This is a genomic window from Bacillus sp. FSL R9-9834 (assembly GCF_038006905.1).
Taxonomy (GTDB): Bacteria; Bacillota; Bacilli; order Bacillales; family Bacillaceae_G; genus Bacillus_A; species Bacillus_A pacificus.
Map to the genome: position 1 here is coordinate 210,291 of NZ_JBBOWD010000001.1, position 22,218 is coordinate 232,508.

Genomic DNA, 22,218 nt, shown 5'->3' on the forward strand with positions numbered 1-22,218 from the left:
ATAATCAATGGGTTATTAATAATATGCCGCGTTTTGGTTTAAGTTAAAAAACCACCAAGCATTTTGCTTGGTGGTTTTATTTTAGGATTCTAATTTTTTAGCACGTCTTAATAACAATAGAAAGACAATGATGAAGAAACCAAGTATAAGGAAGAATCCATATTGTTTTACATAATCCATTATGTCGCTTGCGCTCGTTGGTTTTTCAACGTGAATGCCATCTTTATTAGTAGTAATATGAATATCCTTCATTTTTACTTCATTTGTTTCTTTTTGTAAATCAATCCATTCTATATTTGGAATACTTTCTAGATCCTTTAGTACTTCTTTTAATGGTTTCACACCTAAGTAAGGATGATAGAATGCACCGATAATGCCGTCAGATAGTTTTGCAACAGATACAGCACGTTCTTTCATTTTAGCGATAGCATGTGGCTTATCTTCTTCAATAAATCCAACTGTTTCAGGCATTAATTTCATGCCATGTAAAAAGGATGGGGTACTTGTATAAAATGGTGAGTGCATGGATTTCCAAGTTGTATCACTTAACTGTAGTTGTCCTACATAAGTTGAAAAGTATCTTGATAGTATTTCATATCCTTTTTGAGACATCGTGTAATGAGGTGCTTCAAATGCGACAGGATATAATTTGGCATCTACAAGTTCTTGAATGCCTTTTTCAATATGATCAGTTGTATATTTTTCTTCAAATTCTTCCCCTTTTTTTACGTATGCATTATAGGCATCTATAGTAGGAAAGTCATTTTTTGATTTTGGTTGTTCATGATTTGGTTGACGAATTGGCTGGTCTGTTTTTACGTCCCAAAATTCAAAACCTTCACCGGTTTCGCTATCATAAAATTGGTGAGTATAACCATGCATAATAATTGCTGCACCATCGTCTTGCATAGAGCGTAAAAGATCGACTAGTTCGGGTTTATCTTTTAAATGTACTGTCTTTCCTGTATCAGGATCTTTATATACTGGTATGACTGTCATCATGTAGGGGATCTTTTTCTCTTTTAGTAATTCAGCAATTTCTTTTAATTGATTTATATCTGCGGCTGGATGAACGTCTTCAAGACGTAAATAAGCTTCTACTTTATTTGTCGTTGGTTTTTGTCCAAAGTAAGAAAATAGCATTTCACCGACGTAATGAGAAATCCAGTCAAAGAGATTTGGTGTTGCAACGTAGTAAGATGTTTCATGTTGAACGATTAGTGGGTTCTTGTTATTTGAGCTTAAAGCGTTAGCAAGAATAGTTCCGTTTGTATCAAAAGATTGAATCAAACGTTCTTCTTCTAGAGTGTTTTTTAATTTATTACTTGGATATTCGATTTTATTAGTTCGTATATCATTATCCTTTAGGGTAATGAATGAAAAGCGATTAGATAATTGTTCAATATTTTGCCCTAAAACTAATACTGGACCTGAGAAATTTTCTATAAGTTGTTTTGCTTCAGTAGGAAACTCTTCTTTTTGTTCACCGATATAGACAATATGTGTATAAGAAGATGAATTAGTAATTTCATGAGCCTTGTTTAAACTTTTCGTAGTTATATCGTTTGTAAAATGTCCTAATTGAGTGTTAAGAATTTGAATATTATTTGTAATTTTATCTTCTTTTGTACTATATAAAACAAGTACTTTTGGTTTTGATGACGTTTGTGCAAAGGTGTGGATAGGGATAAGAAGTAAAATACTGAACAAGAGTATTATGCACTTTTTCATTTGGTCTGCTCCTATTCTATATGTAGAGTTCAATTTACAATTATATACAAGAAATAAGTTATAGTCTATGGAAGTTACATTTTTGCACGTATTTACCAGCTGTTTTTTCACAAAATCGGTCTAAAGCATGATGATAATATGTATAGTTATTTGCTATGATAAAAGAGTAAGAGAATGATAGAATGTGGGTAATTGTAAAGGGAAGAAGGCTGAAAGGGGACAAATTTCAGCGGAGAAAGAGGTAGAGGTAGTGAAGAAATTCTTTGTAGGATTTTTAGTTGTTCTTGGAGTGTACTTATATTTCCAAGGAAAGTCTGAAGGAATGGGCAAATTAGTAAATGAGACAAGCTATGTTGACTCAGAAGAAGCAAAACAGATGAAACAAATTATTATAGAGGAAGCAAAGAAAGTCAATCTTCCAGAATGGATACCTCTTACAATTGCCGAACATGAAAGTCGATTAAATCCAAGAAGTGTTGGAGATAACGGAACTTCATTCGGATTGTTTCAATTGCATCGCGGTGGTGGACTTGCACCGGATCATTTAACTGATGACGAGCTGAAAGATCCACGTACAAATGCGCAAATTGCAATGCCGCATTTAATGAAAGGATATAAGCGCGGGGTGCAAAAAGGTTTGACGGATTTTGCATTATTAAAATATATAGCAAATACATCTGGATGGCCAGGGAATTTAGGGCCAGAGTGGACGGATAATAACATGAAGTATAACATCGGATTAGAAGATGTGTACTATCGAAATAAAGGTGTAATTAAAGAGTAGGTTTTTGATACCTACTCTATTTTTTTATGGATAATCACGTCGTTTTGTTTTGTGAAATACGCTGCTAGTTGTATTTTTACAGATTTTCCGAATAGGAAAGCCCACTACGGTGCGATAGTACCCCCTTTAGGGGTGGGATGATAGTGAGGTCAAATGCGATGTACAGATAAAATACCGAAAGTATGTTCTGTACATCAAGTATTTGAAATGGTATAATTTTCATAACAGACAAGTAAAAGTCTCTAAAACAATCTTGTTCTCTGAAAACAGAATACATATGAGGTTGGAGTAACAAATTCTTCTGCTCCGTAAAATGTATTGAGTCGTCAAGTACAAGACGCTAAAACACATTTGAGAACTCACAATCTGACTCGTTTGGTAATAGAACGAGTGCCGTATCTGCTAGATGCACTGGATACGGAGTGGTGATGGCACACCGCAATCTTGCACGTCAGCGATACTAGAAATAGACGTCGCCTTTGGTAGCAAGAATCCCATTGACGTTAGTCAGCTTGCGGCTTTAGCCGTGGGAGTGTCAAGTCTTCTAGTTTTGTGGAAACTTGCGGTATTTTATATCCTACATATAACGGTGAAACGACAAATCTAGGAACAACTTTACAAATGATTTTTTCGTTTAAGTAATAGAAGAATAAGTTATAACTACTACATCCTTTATGGAAATCTGTCAGTATGTAACGTACAGTTTGCTGAATATAATTTGCTAGTTCATCTATGCATCCAATATCTTCAATAATGATATTAAATTCAGTAAAACCGATAATGGGACGATCTGAAATGTTGAGTTCAATGTGTTCGTTCTTTTGTACAATTACTCCTTGGAAATTGTCCTGTTCTACGTTATCGAGGTAGTTTACATATTTCATTCCAATAATCTGCATGTGTGCATGATGCAAACTTCCACCTGAGAATGGACCATGATTTTTGTATAAAATTACAGATGTGAATTCTTCATTCTTCTGTAAGTTTAACCAATGTTTAATGGAGAAACGGATTAACGATCGCATATGTTCTTCTGTATATGTCGCAATATGATCTTCACAATTATCTGTTTTGATTAGCACCGTTTGAAATGTATCTTTTAATGTAGGAAATTTGTTTTTTAGCCAAATAATTGAGCCTTCAGTTGCTAAAATATCCGTTAAATTTTCTCTGTCACAAAAAGGACATGCAGCGCTTCTATTCCGGATGCTTTCTGGTTTTTGTTTGCCGATATCGTTTAAAAAGTATAGTTGTTGTGTATCCATTTGTATATATGCCCCTTTAAAATATGTGTAAAAATCCCGCTTAATACATTCGGGAAAAGAAGAGGAAAATCCTTTAAAGGGAATAGGAAAAATAAAAGACAAGATATCCTCATTAAGATAGGGTACCTTGTCTTTTATTTTTTCTTTAATAATGTGTATGGATAATATAGATCGTTTTTATTGTGCTTCTTTTTTCTATTTTTTATTGTGTAAAAGGCAATTGCTGTACTTGCGATTACAATAATGGCTTTCTTCATATTCATTTACCCCTTTTTATTGTTGGTTTAATTCTTGGCTAACTGCTTTTGCATCAACTAAAGCGTGTAAAATCATTTTTACCATGTTCATCATATTCTTTCACTCCTTTTTATAGTTCGTTTAGTTCTTTTACAACTGCTTGTCCGTTCACTAATACCTCAAAGATTGCTTTTACGATTTCCTTCATCATGATTGTTTCCTCCTTTTGGTGTCTCTTTTGTTTACATCTTTATTGTATAGGGAGGCATCTTTTCGTACTATCGCTTTCCATTACGTGAACATAACAGTTTTGTAAGATTTGATGTCACTTATCGAAATGTTTAGTCTATCTTCATTATTTTCAGAAAAATGACTATTCAAACATGGAATGGGAAAGTATAATAAAGAAGTAAGTATTAAATTCCGTACGAAAGAGGTGAATGAGATGAAACGTTCTTTAGCTGCACGTGCCAAATTTTTAGATTTTATCTATTTTTGTCGTGCGATTTTTCATGATGTAGTTGTTAACGGGATACGTCTGCCCTTTTTTAACAATTGCATAGTAGCTATAGAACGATAGAAATCTCTTCACCCATTTTTAATAAACGTGTGAAAAGGGAGCTATTTAGCTTCCTTTTTCTATGCCGAAAACCATGGGGAGTGTTTCTTCCCCATGGTTTTTTATATTGAAAGGAGTACGGAAAATGACAATTTGTAGTGTAAATAATGTAACGAAATCTTTTGGTGGAAACATCATATTTGAAAATATATCGCTTGAAATAAAGAATGGTGAACGTGTTGGATTAGTTGGTCGTAACGGTAGTGGAAAGACAACAATCTTTCAGCTTTTAACTGGAATGGAAAGTTTGGATGCAGGTGCCATTCATATAAAGAAAGGTACACGTATTGGGCATGTAGCACAAATTCCGAAATTTGATGAAAGTATGACTGTATATGAAGTATTGAGTTCCGCTTTTAAAATAGAAAAGGAATTAGAAAGAGAAATGCGTACTTTAGAAAAACATATGGCGGAAGAACAGGAATCTTCTGTTTTACAAAAATTAATGGAGAGATACGGAATCATCCAAGAAAAGTTTGCGTTTCTTGGTGGTTATGAAATCGAAGCGAACATTATGAAGGTAGCAAATGGTTTACAGGTGACAGAACTATTCCATCGATCATTTCTGGAGCTAAGTGGTGGGGAGCAAACAAAAGTAAGCCTTGCATACATGCTGTTGCAGAAACCAGATTTACTTTTATTAGATGAACCAACCAATCATTTAGATTTATTTGCAGTCGAATGGTTAGAGCAATTTTTAAAAGAATACAACGGAACAGTTATGGTTATTTCACATGATCGCTATTTTCTTGATGAAGTTGTAAAGAAGATTTTTGATTTAGAAGATGGAGAGATTCACGTGTATCATACAAACTATTCTCAGTTTGTTGAGGAAAAGGAAGAAAGGTTGCTTCAGGAGTTTCAGGCTTATCAAGAACAGCAAAAGAAAATAAAGAAAATGAAAGAAGCAATTAAGCGACTACGTGAATGGGCAAATCAGGCGAATCCTCCAAATGAAGGATTGCATAAGAGAGCAAGAAGTATGGAACGTGCACTGGAACGTATGGAAAAACTAAAGAAACCTATTTTAGAACGAAAACAAATGGGACTTCAGTTTGAAGGGCAAGAGAGAAGTGGAAAAGATGTTGTTGTAATGAAAGAAGTGAGTAAAAGATTTGCGGAACATCTTTTATTTAACGAAGCAAATTTACATGTTCGTTTTCAAGAGCGTGCAGCTATCGTTGGTCGCAATGGTACAGGAAAGACAACGCTATTAAAGTTATTATTAGAAGAAATAGAACCAGACGCTGGAGAAATTCGAATTGGAAGTAGTGTGAAAATCGGTTATTTATCCCAGCATGCGTACGGAAATATGAAGAGTAATGTATTGGAGGCTTTCAGGGAATGTGTAGCTGTAACAGAGGGAGAAGCGAGACATATATTAGCTAAGTTTTTATTTTATGGTCCAGCGGTGTTTAAGAAAGTAACGCAACTGAGCGGTGGAGAAAAAATGAGGTTAAGACTTGCGCAACTTATGTATCAAGATATCAATTTTTTAATTTTAGATGAGCCGACAAATCATCTCGACATTGAATCAAGAGAAGTTTTAGAGGAAGCTCTTGAACAATATAATGGAACGATTTTAGCTGTTTCACATGATCGTTATTTTTTAAATAAGTTATTTGAAAAGACGTATTGGATTGATGAGTGTAAATTATTTGAGTTTGCAGGGAACTATGCATGGGCGCGTCAAAAGTGGGAGGAAAAGCTCGAGACGCAAGTGATAAAGCAGCGACGCCAAGGAAGAAAAAGTATGGAAACAGTCCCTGTAAAAAAGAAAGAAGTTAGGAATATTGAGGAGATTGAAACCGAGTTAATGCATGTTGAAGAAGATATATATACGCTTGAGTGTAAGATGGAACAAGTAGTTGATGTTGAAATGCTTGAACAATTGTATGAAGAAAAAACGAAGAAAGAGTTGTTACGAGCGGAGTTATATAATGAGTTAGAGAATATTGTGGAGTGAAAAATAAAAAGCGAATCCTTTCAGTTTTACTGAAGGGGTTCGCTTTTTATACTGCTGTTTTGCTTTAAGAGATAAATAAAAGTTGTGTTTCACGTGAAACAGTAAATTTGATAAATCTTTGTTTCGTAACTTGCATAGGTTGTGAAACATAAATAGTATTAGGAGCTTTTTAGATCGGTTAATTATTTCCCGAGACATAAGTATGTGTAACAGCAAAGCATGATTGAAAACAAAAAAACAGAGTTACAGCTTTACACGCTGAACTCTGTTTTCTTGTTGTGTCGTATCTTCTCTTGTCGAAATGATAATAGCGATCCCGAGCATAATAAAAAAAGCTAAAAAGAGGACGAACTTTGGGAAGAATGGGAATAGTAATAGCGCCCCGACTATCATAATTGTTAATAATACGTAGTGCAGGACGTATTGGAATAGGTTGTCCATGTTTTCGCCCCCTTTTTGGTTATTGGTTATTAGTATTCTATGTTTTATACGGAACGAATAGAAGTGAATTTTTAATTTTTTAATAAGAAATAAAAGAGAACGGTTGACATATTTAAAGGAAAGGAATAATCTTGAAATTAATTCATACTATTTTTATAGGAATAATGAATATGGTTGTAGAAAGGAGTCCTATGTTCCTACATCGTTAAAAATTAAGAAGGTAAAGGTGATAGTGCAATGAAAAATGTTTTTAAAGGAGCAATTGCTACATTTTTGAGTGTATCAGTATTACTAGCCGGATGTGGTCAAGAGGAAGCGAGTACAAACGAAGCTGGGAACGTACCGAAAGTAAAAGATGAATTTATTCAGGCGAGCGACAAAGCAAAAAGTCCCGTAAAAGCAAAAGAAAGAAAAGATACTTTTGTAGTTGGAATGCCGAGTCCTGGAGGGATATTCCTTCCGCACTTTATGGAGAATGGATGGGATGGTAATATAACGCAAGCTATCTTTGCACCTCTTGTTGGACTCGATAAGGAAGGAAAACCAATTCCAATTTTAGCGAAGAAGTGGGATATTTCGGAGGATCAGCTTACATACACGTTCTATTTGAAAGATGGTTTAAAGTTTAGTGATGGATCACCACTAACTGCAGATGATGTAGCATTTACATTAACGCTATTACACGATCCAACTTATAGTGGAGCGACTGATATAAGTCAAACAGCAATAAAGGGTGGGCAAGCGTATAAAGAAGGAAAGGCAACCTTTATTGAGGGAATTCAAGTCATTGATCCGAAAACAATTACGATTACGACTGAAAAGGTAAATGCCCAAACACTATCATTAATCGGTGGAGAAGTTATATCTAAAGCTTATTACGGGAAAGAGTATAAACAAGGGCACCTGGAGTATTTAAAAGAGTTATATGGAAAACCGATGGGAGCAGGAGCTTATAAATTAGATAAATATATTCCTGGTCAAGAGGTTCGATTTGTAGCTAATGAAAATTATTTTGAAGGAAAACCGAAGATTGAGCACTTTATTTATAAAATTTCAAAAGGTGATACAAAGCTACAACAATTTCAAGCCGGGGAAGTAGATTATGATGGTTTTACGACAAATACGGAGACGATTGAACAGTTAAAGGATTTAGGTTTTGCCAATATTAATGTATATACAGGAAGCTCTTACGGCTACATTAAAATGAATTATAAGAAACCATACTTTAAAGATAAGCGTGTCCGCCAAGCATTTATTTACGGATTAGAGCGTCAAAAAGTTGTTGATACGTATTTCCAAGGTTATGCTTCACTCGTTAATGTACCGATTACGCCAGTTTCTTGGGCGTATACAGAAGAAGGTATTAATAAATATGAGTATAACTTAGAGAAAGCAAAGAAATTATTGGATGAGGCTGGATGGAAAGCTGGTTCAGATGGAATCCGCGAAAAAGATGGTCAAAAATTGAAGGTAAGTTATTTTGCTTCTTCTGCAAGTAAAATAAATGATGTAATGATCCCGGTGATGAAAGAGGATTATAAAAAGCTTGGTGTAGAGTTTAACCCAGAATATATGGACTTTAATACGATGATTTCAAAAGTGATAAAAGGTGATTATGATTTAGCAATGGTATCTACGCCAATGATTGATGATCCGAGTGGAACAATTGAGGAGTTTGTTTCAACAAGTAAACGAAACTATGATGGATACCATAATCCGAAAGTAGATGAATTAGCGAAGCAGGCACTAGAAACATTAGATATTGAAAAACGAAAAGAAATTTATAAAAAGTTGTACCAGGAGTTGAGTGAAGATCCGCCTGTAATCTTCTTAAATAATAGTAAAGTTGTGTCTGCACATCATGCACGCATTCAAGGATTACAAGAAGATAACTATAACGGTATCTTGTTAAGTTTACCTAAATTAAAGATAGAACAATAATTTTGAAAAAATTCTAAAAATATTTATTTAGAAAGAATTGACAAAATATAACGAAAGATATAAGCTAATAACCATAAAGTCTACCGGAAAGGTCGGAATAGGATTGTTACCCCTCAAAAACATCTATTTTTTTATGATTAAAACCGACTTTTCCGATTGGCTATAAATGTGCTGTGGGAGGCATACATAAGCTAATAAGTTCAAAGGGTATCACTATTAAAAAGTTAGGGTGGGGACAATGAAGAAAAAGACAAAAAAATGGGCTGGTGTATTTTCGGTATTACTGAGTAGTTCGCTTGTGTTATCTGCTTGTGGGGGACAGGAAGAGACGGCTTCTACAGAACCGGTAAAAAAACAAGACTTAAAAGACGCTAAGATTGAATCAATTCCAGCTACAGATAAAAAGAAAAGTCCAGAGAAAGCAAATCAGCGAAAGGATACTTTTATTACGGCTATTTCTAAGCCAGGGGGAGTTTTCCTTCCATATTTCCAAGAGAATGGTTGGGATGGAAATGTAACGTCTGTAATTTTTGCATCACTAGTAACAACAGACAAACAAAGTAAACCTATTCCGGACCTTGCAGAAAAATGGGATATTTCTGCTGACCAGTTAACATATACATTCCATTTACGTAAAAATCTAAAATTTAGTGATGGTTCGCCTTTAACGGCTGAGGACGTAGCATTTACATTAACACTACTTCATGATAAAGCGTATGAAGGTGGAATGGACATTGCTCAGTATGCTGTTAAAGGTGGAAAAGAATATAAAGAAGGAAAAGCAACTTCTATTGAAGGAATTCAAGTTGTTGATCCACAAACAATTAAAATTACAACTGAAAAAGTTAATTCACAGGCGCTAATTAATTTAGGTGGTCCAGTGCTATCAAAAGCTTATTATGGAAAAGATTATAAACAAAATACAAGTTTAGACTATTTAAAAGCATTATATGGGCAACCAATTGCGGCGGGTCCATATAAATTTGAAAAATATGTTCCAGGTCAAGAAGTACGCTTTGTTGCTAACGAACATTATTATGCAGGTAAACCAAAAATCAAAAACTTTATTTACAAAATCACATCAGGTGATACTGGATTCCAATTATTCCAAACCGGTGAACTGGACTATAGTGGATTTAGAGCAAATCCTGAGAATATAGACCAATTAAAAGGATTAGAGTTTGCAAACATTAATCTTGAATCATCAAGTGATATTGCTTATATCTATGTAAATAATAAGAAATCGTATTTGAAAGATAAAAAGGTACGTCAAGCACTTACTTATGGATTAGACCGTAAGAAGTATGTGGATACAGCTTTACAAGGATATGGCTCTGTTGCTAACGTACCAATTGCGCCAGTTTCATGGGCATATACAGAAGAAGGTATTAATAAATATCCACACGACGTAGAAAAGGCTAAAAAATTATTAGATGAGGCTGGTTGGAAGGTAGGTTCTGACGGGGTTCGTGAAAAAGATGGTCAAAAATTAAAATTAACATACTACGCATCAAATACAGGTAAAACAAATGATATCTTTATTCCAATTGCAAAAGAAAGTTACAAAGAAATCGGTGTTGAATTAAATCCAGAGTTGATGGACTTTAATACGATGCTTTCAAAAGTAGGGAAAGGTGACTACGATTTAGCGGCAGTTTCAACACCAGGAATTAGTGATCCAAGTGAAGTTGTAAGTGATTACTTATCGACTAATCCAAAAAGTGATACGGGTTATAGTAATCCGAAAGTAGATGACTTGATTGTAAAAGGTATAGGGACGACAGATATTGAAAAACGTAAAGCAATTTATAAAGAACTGTATAAAGAGTTAAGTGATGATCCACCAGTTATTTTATTAAACTATCGTAAACTACTGTATGCTCATAATGCACGTATAAAAGGAATTGATCCAGAAAAGTACGATAGCATCAGTTCTAACTTACCAGTATTATCTATTGAACAATAAGGATTGACCTAAATAATAGAAGACGTTTTTTCACACAGCAATGGAATGGTAGCTGTTTTGAAAAAATGTTCTTCTATTTTTAAGTAAATAGGATTGGGGAGACAAAAGGTGAAAACATATATCATTCGTAGGTTCCTTCAAATGATCCCTACATTGTTTGGTACATCTATTATTATTTTTTTCTTATTTGCACTTTTGCCGGGAGATTATATTGATTCAAATCCAAAGTTAACACCAGAGAGAGCCCAAGAATTAAGGGAATTATACGGCTTAAACAAACCAATTATTGAAAGGTATTTTCATTGGTTAGTGAATGCTTTGCATGGTGATTTTGGATTTTCTTTACAGTATCAAGAACCGGTAACTTCATTACTTAATAAATTCATTTGGAATACATTTATTGTTGCTGTTGCAGCTTTATTTTTCACTTGGATTATTGCTCTTATTATTGGGGTTATTTCTGCAACAAAGCAGCACTCTTGGTTTGATAGATTGGTAACAATTGGTGTCTTTGCAGCAATGTCATTTCCATCATTCTTTATCGGACTATTTTTAATTAAATTATTAGCAGTTGATTTAAAGTTATTACCTATTGGTGGCATGATTGATATTGGGAGTAACTCAACAGGGGTAGCATACATATTAGAAGTATTACGTCATATGATTCTACCTGTATTTATTTTAACGCTTCTTGGTGTAGGATCGTTAACACGATATTTTAGAACCGGCATGTTGGATGTTATTAGACAAGATTATATTCGTACCGCTCGTGCAAAAGGTTTAAAAGAAAGAACCGTTATTTATAAACATGCATTGAAAAATGCAATTTTGCCAGCAATTACATTACTCGCTTTTGAATTACCGGGTTTATTTTCAGGAGCTATTATTATTGAACAGATTTTTAATTGGCCAGGGATTGGGAGTATTCAATTAGAGGCATTAAACTTCCGTGATTATACCGTATTAATGGCGTTTACAATGTTTCTTTCTTGTTTAACAATTATGGCTAATTTCTTAGCTGATATTGTATATGCGTTTGTTGATCCAAGAATTCGATTGAAGTAAAGGGGGGAAAGATATGGAGACTATTACACCAATAATAGGGAAAAAGAAAAATGAATCATCACCATGGCGCCAAGCGTATAAAAAAATCAAGAAAAATAAGATGGCACTGTGTGGCTTATACGTTTTAATATTTATGTTTTTATTTAGTTTTATCGGTCCAATCTTTTCACCATATGCAGATGGGAAAGTACAAGTAACACAAATTAATAAACCGCCCAGCCTGTCACATTGGCTTGGAACAGACCAGTTGGGGCGGGATATTTTAACTAGACTTATGCAAGCAGGGCGTATTTCATTAACAATTGGTTTAGCGTCGATGCTACTATCCGTTATACTAGGAGCTTTATTAGGAGCAATTGCTGGTTTTTATCGAGGGGTTGTGGATCATTTAATTATGCGTGTTGCGGATGTGCTAATGTCCATTCCGGGATTACCGCTACTTATTATAATGGGAGCGATTTTATCAGAATGGAAATTACCATCAGAATACCGTTTATATGTTGTAATGATTATTTTAAGTTTAGTAGGATGGCCAGGGCTTGCTCGTCTTGTGAGAGGACAAATTTTAACATTGCGGGAGCAAGCCTTTATGCAAGCAGCAGATGTATTAGGATTAAAGGATTCTCGAAAAATTATTCATCATTTAATTCCTAATGTCTTTCCGTTACTTATTGTTGTAGCAACTTTGGGCGTGGCTGGATCTATTTTAAGTGAGTCCGCACTAAGCTACTTAGGTCTCGGAGTCGTCCCACCTACACCGTCATGGGGGAATATGATTAGTGCAGCGAACTCATTAATTGATTTTCAAAAGCGTCCATGGTTATGGATTCCGCCTGGTTTTGCAATTTTTATAACAGTTGTATCCATTAATTTACTTGGTGATGCACTTCGTGATGCGTTAGATCCAAAGATGAGACGGTAGGTGAGGGAATATGAGTAAAGCGGTAGTAGAGTTGAAAGACTTACAAACACACTTTCAGACAGAAGAAGGAACAGTAAAAGCTGTGCATCATGTTAGTTTTACAGTTCGAGAAGGTGAAACTGTTTGTGTTGTAGGTGAATCTGGTTGCGGGAAAAGTGTAACGGCTTTATCTATTATGGGACTTATTGCTGAATCAGGCAGTGTAGTAGGTGGAGATATTTTATATGAAGGAAAAAGTCTTTTAGGAATGAAAGAGAAAGAGCTTCGTAGTTTACGAGGGAATGATATTGCGATGATTTTCCAAGAACCGATGACATCGCTAAATCCAGTATTTACTGTAGGGGAACAAATTGTAGAGACGTTAAGGGAGCATGAACTGCTTAGTAAAAATGAAGCATATAAGAAGGCGATTGAGTTAATTCATAAAGTCGGCATAGCTCGTGCGGATGAAATCGTCCATTCTTATCCACACGAACTAAGTGGTGGTATGTTACAACGTATTATGATTGCTGTTGCACTTAGTTGTAATCCTAAGTTATTAATTGCGGATGAACCGACAACGGCTCTTGATGTTACGATTCAGGCTCAAATATTGGATCTACTAAGACAAGTGAAAGAAGAATTTAAAACGTCGATTTTATTAATTACACATGACTTAGGTGTCGTAGCGGAAATGGCTGATTATGTTGTCGTTATGTATGGCGGGAAAGTTATTGAAGAAGCCCCAGTACTAGAGATATTCAAAAATCCGAAACACCCGTATACGAAAGGTTTGTTGAAATCAAAACCAGTGATGGGTAAACGAATAGATAAACTATATTCTATTCCAGGGCAAGTTCCTAATTTAGTTGGTTTAGATGAGTTTTGCTACTTTAGCGGCCGTTGTGAGCATTGTATGGAAATATGTAGAGAAGAAGTGCCAAGTTTGAATGTACATGATGAGAATCATAAAGTTGCTTGCTGGTTATATGAGGAGCGTGCGGAACAATGAGTGAACCATTACTAGAAGTAAAAAACTTAAAAACATATTTTCCAATTAAAGGCGGCATATTTAGTAGAACGGTTGGACATGTAAAAGCAGTTGATGGGGTAAGTTTTACTATTAATAAAGGTGAAGTGTTCGGCCTCGTTGGTGAATCGGGAAGCGGAAAAACGACGATAGGAAAAACAATTTTACGTCTCGTTCAAAAAACGGAAGGGGAAGTGAAGTTTAAAGGGCAAGATGTTCACTCTTTATCTAAGGACGAATTGAGAAAACATCGTCCTAATATGCAACTTGTTTTCCAAGATCCATTTAGCTCATTAAATCCGAGAATGAGAATTGGGGAAGCGCTTGGTGAGCCGATGTTAGCTCACGGATTAGCGACGAAAGAAAATGTTCGTGAGAAGGTGACAGAAGTATTAGAGTTATGTGGCTTAGCTCCATATCATATTGACCGGTACCCTCATGAGTTTTCTGGTGGACAACGTCAACGTATCGTTATCGCAAGAGCTATGGTATTAAATCCAGAATTTATTGTAGCTGACGAACCTGTGGCAGCACTAGATGTATCTATTCAAGCACAAATCATTAATTTATTTAGTGAGTTACAGGAGAAAAAAGGACTATCTTATTTATTCATTTCACATGATTTAAGCGTAGTAGAGCATTTATGTACGAAGATTGGAATTATGTATTTAGGAACGATTGTGGAAACAGCGCCACGTGATGAGTTATTTATAAATCCACTTCATCCGTATACAAAAGCATTGTTATCCGCTGTGCCAATACCAGATCCAACAGTGAAGCGAGAGCGAATTATACTAGAGGGTGATATTCCAAGTCCAGCGAATCCACCTTCAGGTTGTCGCTTTCATACACGTTGCCCATTTGCAACAGATATTTGTAAACAAACGGTACCAGAATTCCGTAATGTTGGTGAAGAGCACTTTGTTGCTTGTCATCATGTATAAAAGAGAAGGACCCTTTCAGAAACTGAAAGAGTCCTTTTTTTATTTACTAGATGAAGTTTGTTTCAATACAAATTGCTCGATTGCATGAGCAACACCATGTTCATTATTTGTTAATGTGACAACATCACATAGTTTTTTTACATCTTCTTCAGCATTTCCCATTGCCACTGATAAGCCAGCTACTTGTAACATTGGCACATCATTAAAGTTGTCCCCGATTGCAATAGTATCTTCAATTGGTATATTGAAATAAGCAGCCATTTCTTGTAGACCGTTCCCTTTATGACCATGCTTATCCATAATTTCTACATTAGTAGGAGCGGATGCTGTAACTGAAATATCGGTGTCTTCTTGTAACACGCTTAATAGCTGTGTACGATGCTCTGCGTTAAACGTCAAAATGAAGAATTTAGATATTTCTAATTCTGGATTATTTACAACATCTTCGATTTTTTGGAAATCAGTAATTAAGTTTGATTTCTTTTGTTTTTCTGTAATTCTTTCAAGTTCCTCAAGTGTAACATCTAGTGCATGCTTGTTCTCTTCGAACGCTTGCATGACTTGATCTTGCCATGTATATGGAGAATAAACTCCTTTATTCGTATATAGCTTATAAGGAAAACCTTCAGATTCTAGTAATTTTGCAAGCTTGTATACTTTATCGTTTTGTAAACAACGCGAGTTAATTACTTTTCCATCCACATAAACAATTGCCCCATTGCTCGCTCCAACTGGAAGAGATAGTTTATATTCTTCCAATAATTTCAAAGCATCCTCTTTTGCACGACCAGAACAAATCATGACTATATGACCAGCCTCTTTTGCAGTTTGGATAGCTTGTAAGTTCTCTTTGGAGATTTCAAGACTAGATGATAGTAGTGTTCCATCCATATCTAATGCGATTAATTTCAAAATGACCACCTCTTTGTTTTTATTATACATAGTTATATGGAGGAAACATATAAACTTATCTTGGAAAGATTGTATTTTACCTCTCATGAACTATCAGTAAGAATTTGATAGATTCCACTTTATTAATGAAAGATTTATGTTAATTTGTAACAAAAGTAGAGGTGAGTATGGCGATATTTCGTTATATGACTGTAATGTTACAATAACATTACAAACATAAACTTAGTAGAAATTGCATTAAAACAAGGTTTTTAAGGGTATTTATAAAAAAACGTAAAAAAAGTGTAATAAAATTTACGTAATTATATTGCAACGTAACAATAGTTATGTTACATTAATGTTACAAACGTTACGTTATTAAATTTAATGTAACGTCAACATAAAAACTATGAAATAAACATTTCTTAGAAATTACATATAGATAACTTATTAAGAGGAGGATACATAATATGAAAGAGCAAGTATTACAAGTAACAAAAGGTGACTTCGTAGGATCAGCAAGTGGAGCAGTAGTATTAACAGCATTAATCGTATTTCTATCAAGCGTATTAGTATAATAGAAGTTTTGTAACAAAAGAAAACGAGAGGAGAATGCAAAATGAAAGAGCAAGTATTACAAGTAACAAAAGGTGATTTCGTAGGATCAGCAAGTGGAGCAGTAGTATTAACAGCGTTAATCGTATTTCTATCAAGCGTGTTAGTATAATAAAAGTTTTGTAACAAAAAACAAATGAAGGGAGAATGAAAGAAATGAAAGAGCAAGTATTACAAGTAACAAAAGGTGACTTCGTAGGATCAGCAAGTGGAGCAGTAGTGTTAACAGCATTAATCGTATTTCTATCAAGCGTGTTAGTATAATAAAAACTTTGTAACAAAAGAAAAATGAGAGGAGAATGCAAAATGAAAGAGCAAGTATTACAAGTAACAAAAGGTGACTTTGTAGGATCAGCAAGTGGAGCGGTAGTATTAACAGCATTAATCGTATTTCTATCAAGGGTATTAGTGTAATAGAAGTTTTACATTATACAAAATGAAAGGAGAATGAGGAATATGAACAGTGAACAAGTGTTACAAGTAACAAAAACAGATTTATTAGGATCATTAGGTGGAGCGGTAGTATTAACATCATTTATTCTATTCCTTGCAAATGTATTAGTATGAGACATATAAATACAATTATTCAAAAAAAATAAAGACTCTAGCATATTAGTAAGTAATTAATATGTTGGGGTCTTTTTTATTTTTCTTCTATATATCCCTTCAAGTATGAATAGTCACCTTTATTTTAAAGAGAAAAAAGTCGAATTTTATATGTAAGAAAAAAAGAGGAATTTGACAGAAAAGATAGAAAATTTTAAAGGTCAGAATTTGTTAGCTTGCTAACTAATTTCTATTAATTGATGTTGGAAGCGTTTTCGGTTGGTTTTAAGTATGGACCATTTAATCTATTTACAGGGGGATGAGGATTTTATGAAACAAAAATCTATGGATACGCTAGCTGCACAAATGGAGGACTTTTTTCCAGTACGTGATGTAGATCATTTGGAATTTTACGTAGGAAATGCAAAGCAATCAAGCTATTACCTTGCGAGAGCATTCGGATTCAAAATTGTGGCTTACTCTGGATTAGAAACTGGTAATCGTGAAAAAGTATCTTATGTTCTTGTGCAAAAAAATATGCGTTTCGTTGTGTCTGGGGCTTTAAGTAGCGACAATCGTATTGCAGAATTTGTAAAGACTCATGGTGATGGCGTGAAAGATGTGGCGTTACTTGTTGACGATGTTGATAAAGCATACTCGGAAGCGGTGAAACGTGGTGCCGTCGCAATTGCTCCACCTGTAGAGTTAACAGACGAGAACGGTACATTGAAAAAAGCAGTTATTGGTACGTATGGTGATACAATTCATACGCTTGTAGAGCGTAAAAATTATAAAGGAACATTTATGCCAGGATTCCAAAAGGCTGAGTTTGATATTCCATTTGAAGAGTCAGGTTTAATTGCTGTAGACCATGTAGTTGGTAATGTTGAAAAGATGGAAGAGTGGGTTAGTTATTACGAGAACGTTATGGGCTTTAAACAAATGATCCATTTTGATGATGATGATATTAGTACAGAGTATTCAGCATTAATGTCGAAGGTTATGACAAATGGAAGTCGTATTAAGTTCCCTATTAACGAACCAGCAGATGGAAAGCGAAAATCACAAATTCAAGAATATCTAGAATTCTACAATGGAGCAGGTGTACAGCATCTTGCTTTACTAACAAATGACATTGTTAAAACAGTAGAAGCGCTTCGTGCAAATGGTGTGGAGTTTTTAGATACACCAGATACTTATTATGATGAATTAACTGCACGAGTTGGAAAAATTGATGAAGAAATTGATAAGTTAAAAGAATTAAAGATCTTAGTAGATCGCGATGATGAAGGCTATTTACTACAAATTTTTACGAAACCAATTGTAGATCGTCCAACTTTATTTATTGAAATCATTCAGCGTAAAGGGTCTCGTGGATTTGGAGAAGGAAACTTTAAAGCGTTATTTGAATCAATTGAAAGAGAACAAGAGCGTCGCGGAAATTTATAAAATTTATATCCACCAGCAGGGATTCTTTTGCTGGTGGAAATTTCATTTTCATAAGGAGGAATCATGATGAAATTTGTTACATTTCGTCTTCCTTCAAAAGAAATGCGAGCTGGATGGCTTGAAGGTGACAAAGTAATCGATATGAATCTTGCTAGTGGTGGAAAATTACCTTCTTCTATGTTCGCCTTTTTAGAGAAAGTGGATGAGTATGTAGAAGTGTTGCGTAATATTAACAAGCCGGAAAAGGGCATATATTCTTTAGAGGAAGTGCAATTAGTAGCAGCGATTCCTAATCCGAGTAGTATTAGGGATTTTTATGCATTTGAACAGCACGTAAAAACGGCACGTGGCCGAAGAGGGTTAGATGTTGTACCTGAATGGTACGATATCCCGGTTTTTTATTTTACGAACCATCGTGCTGTAATTGGTCCAGATGATGTTGTAATTAGTCCGAAGAAATCTAAAAAACTTGATTATGAGTTAGAGATTGCTTGCGTAATTGGGAAAGAAGGAAGAAATATTTCTCGTGAGCAAGCAGAGGAATATATTTTTGGTTATTGTATTATGAATGATTGGAGTGCAAGGGACTTACAAGCAACAGAAATGAAGGTAGGACTTGGTCCAGCGAAAGGAAAAGATTTTGCAACTTCATTAGGAGCGTACCTTGTTACGAAAGAGGAACTAGATATTTATCGTAATGGTGACCGTTATGAGTTAGAGATGACTGCTCATGTAAATGGAAAGCTATTATCAAAAGGGAACTTCCGAGATATTTACTATACATTTGCTGAAATGATTGAACGTGCTTCGGAAGACGTTACGTTATATCCAGGCGATGTGATTGGTTCTGGAACAGTAGGAACAGGTTGCATTTTAGAACTAGGCACAGAAGAGTGGCTACAAGATGGTGATGTGGTAGAACTTACGATTACTGGTTTAGGTACATTACGTAATACGGTCAAAATAGAAAGGGAAGCAGGTGATGGGCATGTTTTATCGTCACATGGGGGAGCTACCTCATAAACGACATGTACAATTCCGTAAAAAAGACGGGTCGCTTTATCGTGAGCAGGTAATGGGAACAAAAGGTTTTTCTGGTACGCAATCTATTTTGTACCATCATTATATGCCAACGGAAGTAGGGCATGCGGCATTATCTCATTCTTGTCAGTTGCAGTATGAAGAAGATGTTGCTCTTTCTCATCGTCACTTTCGCACGAAAGAAAATAAAAAAAGTGGTGATGCAGTAAGCGGAAGAAACTTTATACTTGGAAATGAGGATTTATTAATCGGAGTAGTGAGCCCAACAGAAAAAATGGACTATTTCTACCGTAATGGTGATGGCGATGAAATGTTGTTTGTCCATTACGGAACAGGAAAAATTGAAACGATGTTTGGAACGGTTCATTATAGAAAAGGCGATTATGTAACAATTCCAATTGGAACGATTTATCGTGTTATTCCAGATGAAGGAGAGACTAAGTTTCTTGTTGTAGAGGCAAATAGTCAAATTACAACACCGCGTCGCTATCGTAATGAATATGGACAATTGTTAGAGCATAGCCCGTTTTGTGAGAGAGATATTCGTGGTCCTGAAAAATTAGAGACGTATGATGAAAAAGGTGAGTTTGTCGTAATGACAAAGTCGAGGGGATATATGCATAAACATGTTTTAGGACATCATCCGTTAGATGTTGTTGGTTGGGATGGCTATTTATATCCGTGGGTCTTTAATGTAGAGGATTTTGAACCAATTACAGGTCGTATTCATCAGCCACCTCCAGTACATCAAACGTTCGAAGGTCACAATTTCGTTATTTGTTCTTTCGTACCACGTTTATATGACTATCATCCAGAATCTATTCCGGCACCGTATTATCATAGTAACGTGAATAGTGATGAAGTACTGTACTATGTAGAAGGTAACTTTATGAGCCGAAAAGGTGTGGAGGAAGGGTCTATTACACTTCATCCGAGCGGCATTCCTCACGGGCCACATCCTGGGAAAACAGAGGCGAGTATAGGGAAAAAAGAAACGCTTGAATTAGCTGTTATGATAGATACATTCCGTCCGCTTCGTATTGTAAAACAAGCACATGAAACAGAAGATGAAAAATATATGTATAGCTGGATTGAAGAGGGATCATATACTGTGAAATAAGTAAGAAAAAGGCATGCTCAATAACAGAGCATGCCTTTTTCATGGAATCGACATGTATAATAATACCAAAAAAAATTATAGAAAGATATATAGAAAGAATGATAAAAATCGTGCATATTCATAAGAGTTTCTACTTATTTCGACAAAAGTATTGACTGGGAAAAGTGCTATGAGTAAAATAAAAAAGCGAATTAAAAATTTTCAGAAAATTTAAAACTTGGAGGAGCATGCTATGAAGCAAATTTTTCAAAAGAAGCCTATTGCAAAGTTAATGCAAGAGAGTAAACAAAAGACGTTAGCAAGAACATTGGGCGCACTAGATTTAACGATGCTTGGAATCGGGGCAATTGTTGGAACGGGTATTTTTGTTCTAACGGGCGTGGTAGCAGCGAAACATTCTGGACCAGCTATTATATTATCATTTGCGATAGCCGCGTTAGCATGTGCCTTTGCTGCATTTTGTTATGCTGAATTTGCTTCTTCAGTTCCTGTCTCAGGCAGTGTGTACACGTACACATATGCGACGATGGGAGAAGTATTCGCATTTTTAATTGGATGGGACTTAATGCTTGAGTATTTACTTGCTACATCTGCTGTGGCAAATGGTTGGTCCGCGTACTTCCAATCTTTATTAAAGGGATTTGGAATTCATATTCCTACCATTCTTTCCTCAGCCCCTGGTACAGGAAAGGGTGGAATAATTGATTTGCCAGCAGTTCTCATTATTTTAGTGATGACAGTTCTTTTATCTAGAGGTGTTCGTGAAAGTGCACGTGTAAATAATATTATGGTATTTATTAAACTAGCGGTTGTTCTTATTTTTATCTTTGCTGGTTTTAATTATGTGAAACCTGAAAACTGGACGCCTTTTATGCCATTTGGCTTAGATGGTGTAATGGCTGGAGCTGCTACAGTGTTCTTTGCATTCATAGGGTTTGATGCAGTTTCAACGGCAGCAGAAGAAGTGAAACGTCCACAACGTGATTTACCAATTGGTATTATTGCATCTTTATTAATTTGTACGGCTCTTTATATTATTGTTTCGCTTATTTTGACAGGAATTGTTCCATACGGACAGTTGAATATATCAGATCCAGTCGCTTTTGCACTTCAATTTATTGGACAAGATAGTTTAGCGGGAGTAATTTCAGTAGGCGCAATTACAGGAATCACAACAGTAATGTTAGTTATGATGTATGGGCAAGTACGAGTTTCATATGCAATGAGTAGAGACGGATTGTTGCCGAAACGTCTTGCTAAAGTTCACCCGAAATTTAAAACACCGTTTTTAAATACGTGGACAACGGGAATTATTGCAGCACTTATTTCAGGATTAATAGATTTAAATGTGTTAGCGCATCTTGTAAATATGGGGACTTTATCAGCCTTTGCACTTGTAGCTGTTGCTGTTATTGTAATGAGAAGAACGCATCCTGATTTACCAAGAGCATTTAAGGCGCCGCTTGTACCGTTTTTACCAGCGTTAACGGTAATTTTTTGTTTATACTTAATGCTTCAATTATCCGGGACGGCTTGGATTAGTTTTGGTGTATGGATGATTATCGGTATTGCGGTTTACTTCTTATATAGCCGAAAACATAGTGCTTTAAATAATAGTAAAGAAGAAGACGATGCAGCCAATTTATAAGTAGAAAAATCCATTCTA

23 protein-coding genes are annotated in these 22,218 nt (G+C 35.2%); 18 read left to right on the top strand and 5 right to left on the bottom strand.

Annotated features, from left to right (window positions below; all coding sequences use genetic code 11):
• Nucleotides 1-81: 81 nt before the first annotated feature.
• Nucleotides 82-1,731 (bottom strand): DUF2334 domain-containing protein, encoded by a 1,650-nt coding sequence (locus MKY00_RS01215; protein ID WP_016716284.1) that lies wholly within the window; start codon nucleotides 1,729-1,731, stop codon nucleotides 82-84.
• Nucleotides 1,732-1,981: 250 nt separating this feature from the next.
• Here MKY00_RS01215 and MKY00_RS01220 point away from each other — a divergent pair, with 250 nt between their 5' ends.
• On the top strand, nucleotides 1,982-2,515 hold the full coding sequence (locus MKY00_RS01220) for a transglycosylase SLT domain-containing protein (RefSeq protein ID WP_000713259.1): 534 nt from the start codon (nucleotides 1,982-1,984) through the stop codon (nucleotides 2,513-2,515).
• A gap of 503 nt (nucleotides 2,516-3,018) precedes the next feature.
• Here MKY00_RS01220 and MKY00_RS01225 read toward each other — a convergent pair.
• Both MKY00_RS01225 and MKY00_RS01230 read right to left on the bottom strand, forming a co-directional pair.
• Nucleotides 3,019-3,780: a DUF4931 domain-containing protein gene (locus tag MKY00_RS01225; protein WP_016716285.1), complete on the bottom strand. Its 762-nt coding sequence runs from the start codon at nucleotides 3,778-3,780 to the stop codon at nucleotides 3,019-3,021.
• Between the two features lie 134 nt (nucleotides 3,781-3,914).
• On the bottom strand, nucleotides 3,915-4,043 hold the full coding sequence (locus MKY00_RS01230; RefSeq protein ID WP_003266122.1) for a hypothetical protein: 129 nt from the start codon (nucleotides 4,041-4,043) through the stop codon (nucleotides 3,915-3,917).
• A gap of 419 nt (nucleotides 4,044-4,462) precedes the next feature.
• Here MKY00_RS01230 and MKY00_RS01235 point away from each other — a divergent pair, with 419 nt between their 5' ends.
• Nucleotides 4,463-4,597, top strand: coding sequence for an RAxF-45 family protein (locus MKY00_RS01235; RefSeq protein WP_000830641.1), 135 nt, complete (start codon nucleotides 4,463-4,465; stop codon nucleotides 4,595-4,597).
• 124 nt (nucleotides 4,598-4,721) lie between these two features.
• Nucleotides 4,722-6,602, top strand: coding sequence for a ribosomal protection-like ABC-F family protein (gene abc-f, locus MKY00_RS01240; protein ID WP_016716286.1), 1,881 nt, complete (start codon nucleotides 4,722-4,724; stop codon nucleotides 6,600-6,602).
• 243 nt (nucleotides 6,603-6,845) lie between these two features.
• On the opposite strand, the gene MKY00_RS01245 is transcribed toward abc-f, so the two are convergent.
• Nucleotides 6,846-7,043: a hypothetical protein gene (locus MKY00_RS01245; RefSeq protein ID WP_016716287.1), complete on the bottom strand. Its 198-nt coding sequence runs from the start codon at nucleotides 7,041-7,043 to the stop codon at nucleotides 6,846-6,848.
• A 237-nt stretch (nucleotides 7,044-7,280) separates the two neighbouring features.
• Between MKY00_RS01245 and MKY00_RS01250 the strand changes: the two genes are divergently transcribed.
• From MKY00_RS01250 to MKY00_RS01275, 6 genes are all read left to right on the top strand, one after another.
• Entirely contained in the window at nucleotides 7,281-8,984 is a 1,704-nt protein-coding gene (locus tag MKY00_RS01250) for an ABC transporter substrate-binding protein (RefSeq protein ID WP_016716288.1), read from the top strand.
• A gap of 238 nt (nucleotides 8,985-9,222) precedes the next feature.
• The gene (locus MKY00_RS01255) at nucleotides 9,223-10,950 is read left to right on the top strand and encodes an ABC transporter substrate-binding protein (RefSeq protein ID WP_000730690.1); all 1,728 of its coding nucleotides are present in this window, start codon (nucleotides 9,223-9,225) and stop codon (nucleotides 10,948-10,950) included.
• 108 nt (nucleotides 10,951-11,058) lie between these two features.
• Nucleotides 11,059-12,015: an ABC transporter permease gene (locus MKY00_RS01260; RefSeq protein WP_016716290.1), complete on the top strand. Its 957-nt coding sequence runs from the start codon at nucleotides 11,059-11,061 to the stop codon at nucleotides 12,013-12,015.
• Between the two features lie 13 nt (nucleotides 12,016-12,028).
• Nucleotides 12,029-12,937: an oligopeptide ABC transporter permease gene (opp4C, locus tag MKY00_RS01265; RefSeq protein WP_016716291.1), complete on the top strand. Its 909-nt coding sequence runs from the start codon at nucleotides 12,029-12,031 to the stop codon at nucleotides 12,935-12,937.
• A gap of 10 nt (nucleotides 12,938-12,947) precedes the next feature.
• Nucleotides 12,948-13,928: an ABC transporter ATP-binding protein gene (locus MKY00_RS01270; protein ID WP_016716292.1), complete on the top strand. Its 981-nt coding sequence runs from the start codon at nucleotides 12,948-12,950 to the stop codon at nucleotides 13,926-13,928.
• Entirely contained in the window at nucleotides 13,925-14,890 is a 966-nt protein-coding gene (locus tag MKY00_RS01275; RefSeq protein WP_016716293.1) for an ABC transporter ATP-binding protein, read from the top strand. The genes MKY00_RS01270 and MKY00_RS01275 overlap by 4 nt, the downstream gene beginning before the upstream one ends.
• Nucleotides 14,891-14,929: 39 nt before the next feature.
• Here the strand turns inward: MKY00_RS01275 and MKY00_RS01280 are convergent, their stop codons facing one another.
• The gene (locus tag MKY00_RS01280; RefSeq protein ID WP_029141034.1) at nucleotides 14,930-15,802 is read right to left on the bottom strand and encodes a Cof-type HAD-IIB family hydrolase; all 873 of its coding nucleotides are present in this window, start codon (nucleotides 15,800-15,802) and stop codon (nucleotides 14,930-14,932) included.
• A gap of 449 nt (nucleotides 15,803-16,251) precedes the next feature.
• Between MKY00_RS01280 and MKY00_RS01285 the strand changes: the two genes are divergently transcribed.
• From MKY00_RS01285 to MKY00_RS01325, 9 genes are all read left to right on the top strand, one after another.
• Nucleotides 16,252-16,359, top strand: coding sequence for a DUF3948 family protein (locus tag MKY00_RS01285; RefSeq protein WP_000664237.1), 108 nt, complete (start codon nucleotides 16,252-16,254; stop codon nucleotides 16,357-16,359).
• Between the two features lie 41 nt (nucleotides 16,360-16,400).
• Nucleotides 16,401-16,508 carry a DUF3948 family protein gene (locus MKY00_RS01290; RefSeq protein ID WP_000664237.1) on the top strand — a complete coding sequence of 36 codons (108 nt, stop codon included), beginning with the start codon at nucleotides 16,401-16,403 and terminating at the stop codon, nucleotides 16,506-16,508.
• A gap of 35 nt (nucleotides 16,509-16,543) precedes the next feature.
• Nucleotides 16,544-16,660 carry a DUF3948 family protein gene (locus MKY00_RS01295; protein WP_000661718.1) on the top strand — a complete coding sequence of 39 codons (117 nt, stop codon included), beginning with the start codon at nucleotides 16,544-16,546 and terminating at the stop codon, nucleotides 16,658-16,660.
• Between the two features lie 42 nt (nucleotides 16,661-16,702).
• The gene (locus tag MKY00_RS01300; protein WP_016716295.1) at nucleotides 16,703-16,810 is read left to right on the top strand and encodes a DUF3948 family protein; all 108 of its coding nucleotides are present in this window, start codon (nucleotides 16,703-16,705) and stop codon (nucleotides 16,808-16,810) included.
• Between the two features lie 42 nt (nucleotides 16,811-16,852).
• Entirely contained in the window at nucleotides 16,853-16,963 is a 111-nt protein-coding gene (locus MKY00_RS01305; RefSeq protein ID WP_001083700.1) for a DUF3948 family protein, read from the top strand.
• Between the two features lie 309 nt (nucleotides 16,964-17,272).
• The gene (hppD, locus tag MKY00_RS01310; RefSeq protein ID WP_000810913.1) at nucleotides 17,273-18,391 is read left to right on the top strand and encodes a 4-hydroxyphenylpyruvate dioxygenase; all 1,119 of its coding nucleotides are present in this window, start codon (nucleotides 17,273-17,275) and stop codon (nucleotides 18,389-18,391) included.
• Nucleotides 18,392-18,457: 66 nt separating this feature from the next.
• Complete coding sequence (locus MKY00_RS01315) at nucleotides 18,458-19,414, top strand: fumarylacetoacetate hydrolase family protein (RefSeq protein WP_016716296.1); 957 nt, start codon at nucleotides 18,458-18,460, stop codon at nucleotides 19,412-19,414.
• On the top strand, nucleotides 19,380-20,552 hold the full coding sequence (locus tag MKY00_RS01320; RefSeq protein ID WP_000499917.1) for a homogentisate 1,2-dioxygenase: 1,173 nt from the start codon (nucleotides 19,380-19,382) through the stop codon (nucleotides 20,550-20,552). The genes MKY00_RS01315 and MKY00_RS01320 overlap by 35 nt, the downstream gene beginning before the upstream one ends.
• A 232-nt stretch (nucleotides 20,553-20,784) precedes the next feature.
• A complete protein-coding gene (locus MKY00_RS01325; protein ID WP_000809368.1) occupies nucleotides 20,785-22,200 on the top strand; it encodes an amino acid permease in 1,416 nt (471 codons plus the stop codon).
• Nucleotides 22,201-22,218: the final 18 nt, after the last annotated feature.

What these genes read in the sequence shown, in the direction of transcription:
- MKY00_RS01275 (WP_016716293.1), top strand. Translation starts at nt 13,925, where the DNA reads ATGAGTGAACCATTACTAGAAGTAAAAAACTTAAAAACATATTTTCCA.
- MKY00_RS01300 (WP_016716295.1), top strand. Translation starts at nt 16,703, where the DNA reads ATGAAAGAGCAAGTATTACAAGTAACAAAAGGTGACTTTGTAGGATCA.
- MKY00_RS01320 (WP_000499917.1), top strand. Translation starts at nt 19,380, where the DNA reads ATGTTTTATCGTCACATGGGGGAGCTACCTCATAAACGACATGTACAA.
- MKY00_RS01315 (WP_016716296.1), top strand. Translation starts at nt 18,458, where the DNA reads ATGAAATTTGTTACATTTCGTCTTCCTTCAAAAGAAATGCGAGCTGGA.
- MKY00_RS01305 (WP_001083700.1), top strand. Translation starts at nt 16,853, where the DNA reads ATGAACAGTGAACAAGTGTTACAAGTAACAAAAACAGATTTATTAGGA.
- MKY00_RS01225 (WP_016716285.1), bottom strand. Translation starts at nt 3,780, where the DNA reads ATGGATACACAACAACTATACTTTTTAAACGATATCGGCAAACAAAAA.
- MKY00_RS01295 (WP_000661718.1), top strand. Translation starts at nt 16,544, where the DNA reads ATGAAAGAAATGAAAGAGCAAGTATTACAAGTAACAAAAGGTGACTTC.
- opp4C (WP_016716291.1), top strand. Translation starts at nt 12,029, where the DNA reads ATGGAGACTATTACACCAATAATAGGGAAAAAGAAAAATGAATCATCA.
- MKY00_RS01215 (WP_016716284.1), bottom strand. Translation starts at nt 1,731, where the DNA reads ATGAAAAAGTGCATAATACTCTTGTTCAGTATTTTACTTCTTATCCCT.
- MKY00_RS01290 (WP_000664237.1), top strand. Translation starts at nt 16,401, where the DNA reads ATGAAAGAGCAAGTATTACAAGTAACAAAAGGTGATTTCGTAGGATCA.
- MKY00_RS01250 (WP_016716288.1), top strand. Translation starts at nt 7,281, where the DNA reads ATGAAAAATGTTTTTAAAGGAGCAATTGCTACATTTTTGAGTGTATCA.
- MKY00_RS01245 (WP_016716287.1), bottom strand. Translation starts at nt 7,043, where the DNA reads ATGGACAACCTATTCCAATACGTCCTGCACTACGTATTATTAACAATT.
- MKY00_RS01235 (WP_000830641.1), top strand. Translation starts at nt 4,463, where the DNA reads ATGAAACGTTCTTTAGCTGCACGTGCCAAATTTTTAGATTTTATCTAT.
- MKY00_RS01325 (WP_000809368.1), top strand. Translation starts at nt 20,785, where the DNA reads ATGAAGCAAATTTTTCAAAAGAAGCCTATTGCAAAGTTAATGCAAGAG.
- MKY00_RS01230 (WP_003266122.1), bottom strand. Translation starts at nt 4,043, where the DNA reads ATGAATATGAAGAAAGCCATTATTGTAATCGCAAGTACAGCAATTGCC.
- hppD (WP_000810913.1), top strand. Translation starts at nt 17,273, where the DNA reads ATGAAACAAAAATCTATGGATACGCTAGCTGCACAAATGGAGGACTTT.
- MKY00_RS01270 (WP_016716292.1), top strand. Translation starts at nt 12,948, where the DNA reads ATGAGTAAAGCGGTAGTAGAGTTGAAAGACTTACAAACACACTTTCAG.
- abc-f (WP_016716286.1), top strand. Translation starts at nt 4,722, where the DNA reads ATGACAATTTGTAGTGTAAATAATGTAACGAAATCTTTTGGTGGAAAC.
- MKY00_RS01285 (WP_000664237.1), top strand. Translation starts at nt 16,252, where the DNA reads ATGAAAGAGCAAGTATTACAAGTAACAAAAGGTGACTTCGTAGGATCA.
- MKY00_RS01255 (WP_000730690.1), top strand. Translation starts at nt 9,223, where the DNA reads ATGAAGAAAAAGACAAAAAAATGGGCTGGTGTATTTTCGGTATTACTG.